Below are 11122 nucleotides of genomic sequence, written 5' to 3'. Positions count from 1 at the left end.
TGCGCGGTCAGGTGCGGGCGCGCGCGGTGCGGCACGGCACGAACCGGGGACGCTCCGCCGGACCGGTGGCGAAGGACCTCACCGCGCTCATATCCCAGGTGGTCGCCGAGGCGGAGCAGCAGGGTCTGTGGCCGGCGGGGCTCGCCGTCGCCGTGCCCGGTCTGATCGGCCGGGACGGCCGTACGGTCGTGCGGGCGCCCAACCTCGACTGGCACGACACCGACTTCGCCGCCCTGCTGCCGGACGAGCTGGCCCCGGCCGTGGACAACGAGGCGAACTTCGGTGCTCTGGCGGAGCTCTGGCTCGGCGAGGGCACGCCACGGGACTTCCTGCATGTGTCGGCGGAGATCGGCATCGGTGCCGCGGTGGTGGTCGACGGGCGGCTGCTGCGCGGTACCCGCGGCTTCGCGGGTGAGCTGGGACATGTGCCGGTCGAGCCGGAGGGGCCCGCATGCGCATGCGGCGGGCGCGGATGCCTCGAGCAGTACGCGGGCGAGGAGGCGGTGCTGCGGGCGGCGGGCCTGGAACCGGGCGAGGGCCGCGTCGGGCTGCTCGCCACCCGCGCCGAGGCCGGCGACGAGGGCGTGCGGCGCGCGCTGAGCGACGCCGGTACGGCGCTCGGCATCGCGTTGACCGGCGCCGTCAACCTGCTCGATCCCGAGACCGTCGTGCTGGGCGGCGCGCTGGCCGCTCTCGCGCCCTGGCTGCTGCCGTCGCTGGAGGCCGAGCTGGCCCGGCGCACCGCCGGACCGGCCTGCCCCGTGTCCGTGTCCCGGTTCGGCCCGGAGGGCCCGCTCCTGGGCGCGGCACACGCGGTGGTACGGGCCGTCCTCGACGACCCCGCGGCGGTCGCCGAACGGGCCTGACCACAGGCCCACTTCACTCGTTCGGGTGGCCAAGTTTTCCACAACCGCCCGCCTGTCCACTGAACGCGGCGGTGCTCTTCTGCCCAACCCCTGGGCGCCGTACCGTAATTCACGCGAGCGCCGATCCGGCCCGGGACGGTGAGGCGTGAGCGAGCGGCCGCATCACGCCGGCCGTCGGACGCGACACCAACGACACGGGTGCGGCCGTGCTCCGCGGCCAGCGGCCTGCCGTACGCGAGACTCACCGCCATCGGGACACATCGCCGAAGCCGGACATCCCACGAGCGACCGACCCCCTGCCGGCAACCGGCATCCCCACGAGGACGAGCAAGCCCACGACGACGAGCAACCCCACGAGAAAGGCCATCGACCATGGACCGGGCCGGACTCCAGCCCACCAGACGACGGATCCTGAAGGGCGCCGCCCTGGCCGTCGTTCCCTACGCGTTACTTCCCGCCACCCGGGCAGGCGCCCGGACCGAGGCCGTCGACTATCCGCCCGCCGAGTGGCAGCCGGCGAGCATCTCCAACTACACGGCGTCCGACCGGCCCACCAGCTACTCCATCGACCGAGTGATCATCCACGTCACCCAGGAGACGTACGCCAACACCCTGGCCATCTTCCAGAACCCCCAGAAGAAGGTGTCCGCGCACTACCTCGTGCGGTCCGCCGACGGGCACGTCGCACAGTGCGTCCATGAGGCGGACATCGCCTGGCACGCCGGGAACTGGGACTACAACACACACAGCATCGGCATCGAGCACGAGGGGTGGGTGGACCAGCCGGCCTACTTCACCGACGCCCTTTACCAGCAGTCGGCCCGACTCACCTCGGCCGTCTGCGACCGGTACGGCATCCCGAAGGACCGGGCACACATCATCGGGCACTACGAGGTCCCCGGCACGGACCACACCGATCCCGGGCCGAACTGGGACTGGGTCCGCTACATAAGACTGGTCAACCTCGCCTGAAGGACACCGTCCTCCCCACTCGCCGTCGGCGGTCGCGCGGCCAGGGAGCTGCGCGTGCGGCGCGACCGCGGGCGGAGCACGCTGGAGAGGCGCCCTCGGGCGCGTGCCGGCGGGCGCGTGCCCGGGCGGGCCGGGTGCGTCGGCCGAGTCCGAAGGAGGTCCCAGTGGCGTACGGCGATCCGGGGCGGCCCGTGGACAAGACGTCGGCCGCCATGCTGGAGGCACTCTTCACCAGCTCACCGGTCGGGCTCCATCTGCTGGACACCGATCTGCGAGTGGTGCGGCTGAACACCGCGACGCCCGCCATGCAGGGTGTGCATCTGGACGACCTGGTCGGACGGCCCGTCCGCGAGGTGTACCACATGGTCGAGGACGGCGACATGGAGACCGTGCTGCACCAGGTGCTGGAGACCGGGGAGCCCCTGTGGCAGCGCATCGTGCGGGCGCAGATCAAGGGGGAGCCGCCCGAGGAGCGTCACTTCGAGGTCACCGCGATGCGCCTGGAGAGAGGGCCGCAGCCGGAGGTGCTCGGGCTGGCCGTCACCGCGGTCGACGTCACGGAGCGTGAGCGGGGGCGGGCCCGCACCAAGGTGCTCGACGCCGTGCGGCGGCGGGTGGGGCGGGCGCTGGATCCGGCGGTGACCGGTGAGGAGCTCGTCGCGGCCCTGGTTCCGGAGTTCGCCGACATCGCGATCGTGGAGGTGGTGGACTCGGTGATCCGCGGGGACGAGCCGCCGCCGGCCCCGCTGCCGCCGGGCACCGCGCTGATGCGCACCGCCTTCGGCAGCGGCCAGGCGCACCCGCCGCAGGCGTATCCGGTGGGCGAGGTGCGCCGGCTGCCGGGGCCCACGCCCTTCACCCAGGCGCTGGCCGATCTGCGCCCCCGGGTGGTGCCCCTGCACGCGTCCGACCCGTGGATGCCCTTCGACCCGCCGCGCGTGGAGGCGATGCACTCCTCGAAGTCGCACACGCTGCTGGTGGTGCCGCTGGCGCTGCGCGACACGGCGCTGGGCCTGGTCAGCCTGTACCGCACCGGACAGTCGCCGCCGTTCGACACGGGCGACCAGCAGCTCGCGGTCGAGCTGGCCGCCCACACCGCCCTGGCCATCGACAACGCACGGCGTTACATCCGCGAGCACACGATCGCCGCGACCGTCCAGCGTCAGCTGCTGCCCCGGCGCCCCGAGACGCACGCGTCGCTGGAGACCGCCTATCTGTCGGTGAGCGGTGCCGGCCCCGGCTCCTGGTACGACACCATGACGCTGTCCAGCGCCCGGACCGCGCTGGTGGTCGGCAACGTCTCCGGGCGGGGCCTGAACGCGGCGGCCAGCATGGGGCAGCTGCGAACGGTCGTGCGGTCCCTGTCGGCGTTCGACCTCTCCCCGGACGAGCTCCTGGCCCGGCTTCACGACACGGCCGCCGAACTTGCGTTCGAGCGGGCGAATCTGCCGCTGGGGGACCCCCTCCGCCGGGAGGCGCTCACCGCCGACTGCGCGTACGCCATCCACGACCCCCTGACCGGCACCTGCTGCCTGGCGACGGCCGGGTATCTCGCCCCCGTGGTGATCCGCCCCGACCACACCATGAGCGTTCCCGACACCCCGGCCGGGCCGTGTCTGGGCGTGGCGGAGGACGCGCCCTTCGCGACCACCGAGTTCGAGGTGCCCGTCGGCAGCGTGCTGGTCTTCACCAGCGACCCGCTGGTCACCGGGTACCTGGCGGAGTCCTCCCGCCCGCTGCGGGCGGCGCCGGACTACGCCGAGCGGCCGCTGCAGGAGCTGTGCGACGACATCGTCTACAGCCTCCCCGAGGGCCTGGGCGCGGGGGACGCCGCGGTGATCATCGCGCGCACCCGGTCCTTCCCGGCCGAGGGGTTCGCGAGCTGGCGGTTCGGCGACGACCATGCCTCGGTGGCGACCGCCCGCCGTCGTACCGGCGAGCAGCTGGCCGCGTGGGGTGTGGACGACGAGACGGCCTTCAACACGCAGCTCATCGTCAGCGAGCTCGTCACCAACGCCCTGCGGTACGGCGCGCCGCCCATCGAGGTCCGCCTGATCCACGACCGCATGCTCACCTGCGAGGTGCGTGACGCGGGCCAGGCCGCGCCGCACCTGCGGCACGCCCGGGTGGCCGACGAGGGTGGCCGTGGCCTGTTCATCGCCGCGGAACTGGCGCAGTCGTGGGGGGTGCGGTACGTGAACTCGGGCAAGATGGTCTGGACCGAGCAGCCGCTCGCGGACGACCGGTGACGCCCAGCCCCGCCTCGGCGGGCTGACCGACCTCCCCCTCCCCCGCCTGGCCGGGCTACGCCTTGCCGGGCTGGCCGGCCCACGCCCTCCCCCACGCGAAGGTTCTGCGTGCGGGAACACAACACCCCTGTGATCGACGTACTTCACCACTCCTGAGGCCGGCACGAGCGGTGTCCGGCCGGGCCACGGCTGGGACTCGCCCGAGCCCCCGCCGTCGTCTCGCGAAGCACCCGAAGGAGTGCGTTTTCCCGTCCTTTCCGGCGTCGTCGGCGTCCGAACACCGCGCGCGGCACCGGCTTCTGGTGCACTTCCCTGAGTTCAGGCGAAGTTGACGAGACATCAGGGGACACGGTGGGCACTGCGACATGTCGCTGCGGAAGGCTCAGAACGGCGCTGACCATCCTCTTGGCCTGCGGCTCGCTGGCCGGCACGGCCCTGGTGGGAGCCTCACCGGCCAGCGCCGGCGGCGCGCGGCGCGCCGAGGTGATCGCCCCGGGCGTCGAGTACCGCGACTTCGACCTCGGCGCGGCCCACGGCGTGACCCACGCGCACCTGGTCAGCGTCGATCTGGACAACAAGCACGTACGGATCGGCCTGCTGCGTCCGCGTGCGGTGGCGGCGCGGGGCACGGTGTCCCAACTCGCCGACGCGGGGGGCGCGCTGGCGGGAATCAACGGCGACTTCTTCCACATCTCCGAGACCCAGCACCCGGGCGTCGCGGTGACCGGCTCGGCCGTCGGTCCGGAGATCGCCGACGGGCGCGTCCTCAAGGCCGCGGTGCCGCGCGGGCAGCGCTTCGGGCCCGCCCTGCCGTCGGGCACGACGACCGAGGACGTACTCGGTGTGGGCCCGGACCGCACCGCACGCCTGGACCGGCTGACCCTCTCCGGCTCGGTCAGCACACCGGAGGGAGTGTGGAGGCTCGGCGGTCTCAACCAGTACGCACTGCCGGTCGGTTCGATCGGGGCCTACACCTCCGACTGGGGCAGCACCTCACGGGCGCGGGCCACCTGCGGCACGGACTCCAGCAGAAGCGCTCCGTGCAGCACGGACACCTACGAGGTGACCGTCAAGGGTGATCAGGTCGTCGCCACGGCCGGCAAGCCCGGCAGCGGCACCATTCCGGCCGGCACCACGGTGCTGGTGGGCCGCGAGGCGGGAGCGCGGCAGCTGCGCAAGCTGTTCAAAGGCGAGTCGGTGCGGGTGGAGCACCACCTGGCGGCGGCGTCCGGGGCCGCCTACGCCTTCGCCGTCGGCGGGTTCCCCGTGCTGCGGCACGGCGCGCCGCTGGCCGGTCTGGACAACACGGCGACGGCGGTGCGCACCGCGGTGGGCATCGGGAGCGGCGGCCACCGTCTGCTGCTTCTGGCCCTGGACGGCGCGTCCAAGTACCGCAGCGGTCTCACGGTGGCCGAACTCGCCTCGGAGCTGCGGAAACTGGGTGCCACGGAGGGATTCAACCTGGACGGCGGCGGCTCCAGCACGCTGGTCGTCCGCAAGCCCGGGAAGAGCGCGGTGAGCGTGCTCAACCACCCGAGCGGGGGCGCCGAACGGGCGGTGGCGAACGGGGTCGGAGTCTTCTCCGCCTCGTGAGCTTCTCCCGCGGGGCGGGCTCAGGGCCGCAGGCTGCTGACGATCTGGGCGGTGGCCTCCAGCCCCTCGTGGATCGTGGGGGCCATGCTGGTGCCGGCCAGGAAAAAGCCGAGCAGGACGCAGACCAGGCAGTGCGAGAACTTCAGGGCGCCGTTGCGCACGAAGATGATCGCCAGGATCGCGAGCAACAGCACCCCAGAGATGGAAATGGCCACCGTGAACCTCCTCCGCCACGCCCACTCGCGGCTTTCGGCCGCAAGTGTGGCGTAGCGGAGGGTTCGTCCGGGCGGCTGACGTGTCCTCCGAACGTGTGGTTCTGCGAGGGGGCCCGCGGCGACCCCTCGTCGGCGCCGAGGGTGGTGGGTAGGAACCCGCGGCGTTCTGCCGTCGGCGCCGAGGGTGGCGGGTTAGGGTGCCTGTGGTGCCTCGAGGTCGACCAGGTGGGCCAGCGCCTCGCGGTGGGCGCCCGCCGTGCCGTAGGCGATCGAGTCCGCCTTGGCCCGCTTCAGATACAGATGGACCGGGTGCTCCCAGGTCATGCCGATGCCGCCGTGCAGTTGCAGCGCCTCCTCGGCCGCGTGGACGGCGACCGGGGCGGCGTAGGCCTGCGCCACGGCCACCGCGACATCGGCGTCCTCGTCCCGCGCGAGCGCGTCGGCCGCGTTGCGGGCGGCGGCGCGGAGGTTGACCACCTCCAGCCACAGCTGGGCGAGCCGGTGCTTGAGCGCCTGGAACCCGCCGACGGGCCGGTTGAACTGCTTGCGCTCCTTCAGGTAGCGCACCGTCTCCGTCAGCGTCCAGTCGGCGAGCCCCAGTTGCTCGGAGGCGAGCAGTCCGGCCGCGGCGCGCAGGGCACGGCGTACTGCGGGCTCGGCGTCGCCGATCCGGCGTCCGGCGGCGCCGTCGAACCGCACGGTGGCCACCGGACGGGTCAGGTCCAGGGACACCTGGCCGGTGACGGTGACCGCGTCGGCGTCCACCGCGTACAGGCCGCCGTCCCCGGCGGGGACCAGCAGCACGTCGGCGACGGCCGCGTCCGCGATGCCGGTCAGCTCCCCGTGCAGGGTGCCGTTCTCACAGCCCACGACAGGAAAGGCGGCGCCGGGGGCCAGGTGCAGGCCGACCGCGAGGGCGCCGATGGAGCGGCCCGACGCCAGCCGGGCGATCAGCTCCTGGTCGCCGCATGCCAGCAGTGCCTCGGTGGCGACGACGGCGCTGGTGAGGTAGGGCACGGGAGCGACCGCGCGGCCCAGCTCCTCCAGGACCACGGCCGCTTCCCGGTGCGTGGCACCCTGGCCGCCCTTGTCCTCGGGCACCAGCAGTCCGGCCAGTCCCATGCTCTCGGCGAGCGCCTTCCACAGGGCGAGATCGTGCGGGGCGTCCGACTCCACCCGGGCGACCACTCCCGACGGGTCGCAGTGGTCCGTGAGCAGGTCGCGGACGGCGGCGCGCAGCGCCTCTTCCTCCTCTGAGTAGAGAAGATCCGGCTGTGTGCTCATCGGGCCAGGTCCTTCCATGCGACGTCCTTGTCGGTGCGCGGCTCGGCGGGCAGGCCAAGGACCCGCTCGGCGACGATGTTCAGCAGGACCTCGCTGGTCCCGCCCTCGATGCTGTTGCCCTTGGCCCGCAGATACCGGTAGCCGGCGTCCCGGCCGGTGAAGTCGACCAGTTCGGGGCGGCGCATGGTCCAGTCGTCGTACAGCAGTCCCTCCGCGCCGCGCAGTTCCACCTCCAGGCCGCTGATCTCCTGGTTGAGGCGGGCGAAGGCGAGCTTCATGCCGGCGCCCTCGGGGCCGGGCTGGCCCGCGACGAGCTGCTGGCGCAGCCGCTCGGCGGTGAGGCGGCCGACCTCGGACTCCACCCACAGCTTCAGCAACCGCTGGTGCAGGTCGTGGGTGCGCAGTCCGGGCCGCTCGCGCCAGGTCTTCGCGACCGGGCCGATCATGCCGCCCTCGCGGGGCAACCGCATGCCGCCGATGGCGACGCGTTCGTTGTTCAGCGTGGTCTGCGCGACGCGCCAGCCGTCGCCGATCTCGCCGAGGCGGCGGGAGTCGGGGATGCGGACGTCGGTGAGGAAGACCTCGTTGAACTCGGCCTCGCCGGTGATCTGCCGCAGCGGACGGACGTCGACGCCGGGGTCGGTCATGTCGCAGATGAAGTAGGTGATGCCCGCGTGCTTGGGCACGTTCGGGTCGGTGCGGGCGATGAGGATGGCCCAGCGGGCGTTGTGCGCGCCCGATGTCCACACCTTCTGCCCACTGACCACCCATTCGTCGCCGTCCCGGACGGCACGGGTGCCGAGGGCCGCGAGGTCGGAGCCGGCGCCGGGCTCGCTGAAGAGCTGGCACCAGACCTCCTCGCCGATCCACAGCGGCCGGAGATAGCGCTGCTTCTGCTCCTCCGTGCCGTACTTGAGGATCGTCGGGGCGGCCATGCCGAGCCCGATGCCGTTGCGGCGCGAGTCGTTGTCGGGGGCGCCGGCGGCCTCCAGTTCGGCGTCCACGACGACCTGCAGGGAGCGCGGGGCGCCGAGACCGCCGAGGCCCTCCGGGTAGTGCACCCAGGCCAGTCCCGCGTCGAAGCGGGCCTTGAGGAAGTCCAGACGGTCGGTGGCCGCCGGCGGGTGTGCGGCCAGCAACTCCCTGGTGCGGCTGAGAAGTTCGGCTGCGTCGGTCATGCGGCGGCTCCGTTCTCCAGCGTCGGGACGACGGCCACCCGGCCGGTCGTCAGGCCGTCGGCGACCCGCTGCACGGCGGCCGCGGCCTCCTCCAGCGGCACCCGCTCGCTCACCAGGGGCCTGATGGCGCCCCGGGCGGCCAGCTCGGTGAGCTGCTCGTGGCAGTGCTGGACCAGCTTCGGGTTCTTGGTGTTGTACAGGCCCCAGTGCAGGCCGAGGATCGAGTAGTTCTTGACCAGGGCGTGGTTGAGGGCCGGGCTCGGGATGGAGCCGCTGGCGAAGCCGACGACCACGATCCGACCCTCGAAGGCGACCACCTTGGCGGACTGGGCGTAGGCCTGGCCGCCGACGGGGTCGTAGATCACGTCGGCGCCCCTGCCGCCGGTGGCCTCCTTGACCGCGGCGACGACGTCCTCGCCGCGCCGGTCGACGACGACGTCACAGCCCAGGTCCCGGGCGACGGCGGCCTTGTCCGCGCCGCCGACGACACCGATGACCGTGGCGCCGGCCGCCTTGCCGAGCTGCACGGCCGCGCTGCCGACCCCGCCGGCGGCGGCGTGCACGAGCAGCGTCTCGCCGGCCTCCAGGCGGGCCCGGCGATGCAGGCCGAACCAGCCCGTCTGGTAGCCGATGTGCAGGGCCGCGGCCTCGGCGTCGTCGAGCGCCTCGGGGGCGGGCAGCAGGGCCGCGGCGTCGGCGACGGCGTACTCGGCGAAGCCGCCGTAAGGCAGGGCCGGGTTGGCGATCACGCGGCGGCCGTCGGGCGTCTCGCCGCAGATCTCCACGCCCGGGGTGAAGGGCAGCGGCGGCCGGACCTGGTACTGGCCGCGGCACAGCAGGGCGTCCGGGAAGTTGATGTTGGCGGCCCGCACCCTCAGCAGGACCTGGCCGTCACCGGGCGTGGGCCGCTCGGTCCGCTCCAGGCGCATCACCTCGCCCGGCTCGCCGTTCTCGTGCACTCGCCATGCCTGCATGCGCCGCCTCCACGGGACTGCGTTCCTCGGACCGGGATCGAACGCATACTAAGCGGTTGCTTGCCGATAGGGAAAGCGTCTCACGGTCACGGACGGCGTGGCCGCGCCCGTACGTGCATCCGCTCGCCCTGCGGTCCGAAGAGGCTGAGGAACTCCACGGGCCCCTCCCCCGTCGAGCCGAACCAGTGCGGCACGCGGGTGTCGAACTCGGCCGCCTCCCCGGCCGTGAGCACCACGTCGTGCTCGCCGAGCACCAGCCGCAGCTTCCCGGAGAGCACGTACAGCCACTCGTACCCCTCGTGGCTGCGCGGCTCCGGCTCCTGCTTGCGCTGGGGTTCGAGCACCTTGAACGCCTGCAGGCCGCCCGGCTGCCGGGTCAGCGGCCAGTGGGTGCGGCCGCCGCGCACGACGGGCTTGGCCCGCACCCGCGGATCCCCCACCGCCGGCGCCCCGACCAGCTCGTCGAGCGGGACCTGATGGGCCTGGGCGATCGGCAGCAGCAACTCCAGGCTGGGCTTGCGCAGGCCCGACTCCAGTCGCGACAGGGTGCTCACGGAGATGCCGGTGGCCTCCGACAGGGCCGCGAGGGTCACCTCCCGCTCCTTGCGGACGCGCCGCAGCCTCGGCCCCACGCCTGCCAGTACCTCGTCGGTCGTCATGCCTGATATTGCAGGTTCGGCAAACGCATTTGTCAATCCGGCACCGGAGGCGTGACCGTCGTCGGCGGAGGTGGTCACCATGACGGAGAAGACCGGGAAGACCGGGAATAGTGAGACGAGCGAGACGACCGGGACGACCGGCAAGTACGACGTGGTCGTCGTCGGAGGCGGGGCGGCCGGGCTGTCCGCCGCGCTGGTACTCGGCCGGGCCCGGCGCCGCACGCTGGTCGTCGACGCGGGCGAGCCGCGCAACGCGCCCAGCGCGCACATGCAGGGTTTTCTGTCCCGGGACGGCATGTCACCGGCCGGGTTCCTGGCCGCCGGCCGTGAGGAGATCGCACGGTACGGGGCCGAACTGGTCCGGGACCGTGCGGTGGACGCCGTCCGGGACGCGGCCGGCGAGTTCGACGTCGCCCTGGCGGGCGGACGCACCGTCCACGCCCGGCACCTGGTCGTCGCCACCGGGCTGAAGGACGAGCTCCCGGCGGTCCCGGGCGTGGCCGAGCGCTTCGGCCGGGACGTGCTGCACTGCCCGTACTGCCACGGCTGGGAGGTGCGCGACCGCGCCTTCGGCGTGCTCGCCACGACTCCGCTGAGCGTGCACCAGGCGCTGATGGTCACCCAGTGGTCCAAGGACGTGACGCTCTTCCTGCACCGGGTCGGCGAGGCGGAGCTGTCCGACGACGATCTGCGCAGGCTGGCCGCGGCGGGGGTGCACGTGGTGCCGGGCGAGGTGGCGGGCCTGGTCGTCGAGGACGACCGGCTGACCGGCGTCCGGCTCGCTGGGGGCACCCCCTCCGGGGGAGGGACGACGCACGCCCGCGAGGTGCTGTTCGTCGCTCCCCGCGCGCTGCCGCGCACCGATCTCCTGCGGCGGCTGGGCGCCGAGATGCGCGAGACGCCGTTCGGCACCTACCCCGTGATCGACGAGCGGGGCCTGACGACCGTCCCCGGCCTGTGGGCCGCCGGGAACGCCAGCGGCTTCGCGGAACAGGTGATCAACGCGGCGAGCCGCGGCTACCGGGCGGGCGCGGCGATCAACGGCGAACTCCTGTTCACCGACCTCGACGCGGCGGTGGAGGCGCAGAGCGCCACGCAGAGCACCGCCCGGGGGTGAGCGGGCGGGGCGGCC

At 73.2% G+C, this 11122-nt stretch carries 10 protein-coding genes; 5 read left to right on the top strand and 5 right to left on the bottom strand.

From position 1 onward, the window contains the following. From IE318_RS06625 to IE318_RS06610, 4 genes are all read left to right on the top strand, one after another. Positions 1-866 (top strand): ROK family protein (locus tag IE318_RS06625; protein ID WP_229903378.1); only part of this gene is annotated, 866 nt, incomplete at its 5' end. Between the two features lie 372 nt (positions 867-1238). Next, positions 1239-1838 carry an N-acetylmuramoyl-L-alanine amidase gene (locus tag IE318_RS06620; RefSeq protein ID WP_189897479.1) on the top strand — a complete coding sequence of 200 codons (600 nt, stop codon included), beginning with the start codon at positions 1239-1241 and terminating at the stop codon, positions 1836-1838. Between the two features lie 164 nt (positions 1839-2002). Beyond that, positions 2003-4087: a SpoIIE family protein phosphatase gene (locus tag IE318_RS06615; protein ID WP_189897477.1), complete on the top strand. Its 2085-nt coding sequence runs from the start codon at positions 2003-2005 to the stop codon at positions 4085-4087. Between the two features lie 351 nt (positions 4088-4438). Continuing rightward, a complete protein-coding gene (locus IE318_RS06610) occupies positions 4439-5680 on the top strand; it encodes a phosphodiester glycosidase family protein (protein ID WP_229903377.1) in 1242 nt (413 codons plus the stop codon). A gap of 20 nt (positions 5681-5700) precedes the next feature. Here IE318_RS06610 and IE318_RS06605 read toward each other — a convergent pair whose 3' ends face one another. The 5 genes from IE318_RS06605 to IE318_RS06585 form a co-directional block, all read right to left on the bottom strand. After that, positions 5701-5895 (bottom strand): hypothetical protein, encoded by a 195-nt coding sequence (locus IE318_RS06605; RefSeq protein ID WP_030167020.1) that lies wholly within the window; start codon positions 5893-5895, stop codon positions 5701-5703. A 192-nt stretch (positions 5896-6087) separates the two neighbouring features. Further along, a complete protein-coding gene (locus IE318_RS06600; RefSeq protein WP_189897475.1) occupies positions 6088-7179 on the bottom strand; it encodes an acyl-CoA dehydrogenase family protein in 1092 nt (363 codons plus the stop codon). Beyond that, entirely contained in the window at positions 7176-8357 is a 1182-nt protein-coding gene (locus tag IE318_RS06595; protein WP_189897472.1) for an acyl-CoA dehydrogenase family protein, read from the bottom strand. Before IE318_RS06595 ends, IE318_RS06600 begins: the two co-directional genes overlap by 4 nt. Next, positions 8354-9331, bottom strand: coding sequence for an NADPH:quinone oxidoreductase family protein (locus IE318_RS06590; RefSeq protein ID WP_189897470.1), 978 nt, complete (start codon positions 9329-9331; stop codon positions 8354-8356). Before IE318_RS06590 ends, IE318_RS06595 begins: the two co-directional genes overlap by 4 nt. An 86-nt stretch (positions 9332-9417) precedes the next feature. Then, positions 9418-9990 (bottom strand): helix-turn-helix domain-containing protein, encoded by a 573-nt coding sequence (locus IE318_RS06585; RefSeq protein ID WP_030167029.1) that lies wholly within the window; start codon positions 9988-9990, stop codon positions 9418-9420. A gap of 79 nt (positions 9991-10069) precedes the next feature. Here IE318_RS06585 and IE318_RS06580 point away from each other — a divergent pair, with 79 nt between their 5' ends. Next, on the top strand, positions 10070-11107 hold the full coding sequence (locus tag IE318_RS06580) for an NAD(P)/FAD-dependent oxidoreductase (protein ID WP_189897468.1): 1038 nt from the start codon (positions 10070-10072) through the stop codon (positions 11105-11107). Positions 11108-11122 lie beyond the last annotated feature (15 nt).

Origin of the sequence: Streptomyces spiralis (assembly GCF_014654675.1) — a bacterium.
GTDB classification, from domain to species: domain Bacteria; phylum Actinomycetota; class Actinomycetes; order Streptomycetales; family Streptomycetaceae; genus Streptomyces; species Streptomyces spiralis.
This window is presented reverse-complemented; position numbering and strand designations above follow the sequence as displayed.

Excerpts from the sequence above, each read along its gene's own strand:
- IE318_RS06590 (WP_189897470.1), bottom strand. The coding sequence starts at position 9,331 with ATGCAGGCATGGCGAGTGCACGAGAACGGCGAGCCGGGCGAGGTGATG.
- IE318_RS06600 (WP_189897475.1), bottom strand. The coding sequence starts at position 7,179 with ATGAGCACACAGCCGGATCTTCTCTACTCAGAGGAGGAAGAGGCGCTG.
- IE318_RS06620 (WP_189897479.1), top strand. The coding sequence starts at position 1,239 with ATGGACCGGGCCGGACTCCAGCCCACCAGACGACGGATCCTGAAGGGC.
- IE318_RS06580 (WP_189897468.1), top strand. The coding sequence starts at position 10,070 with ATGACGGAGAAGACCGGGAAGACCGGGAATAGTGAGACGAGCGAGACG.
- IE318_RS06585 (WP_030167029.1), bottom strand. The coding sequence starts at position 9,990 with ATGACGACCGACGAGGTACTGGCAGGCGTGGGGCCGAGGCTGCGGCGC.
- IE318_RS06595 (WP_189897472.1), bottom strand. The coding sequence starts at position 8,357 with ATGACCGACGCAGCCGAACTTCTCAGCCGCACCAGGGAGTTGCTGGCC.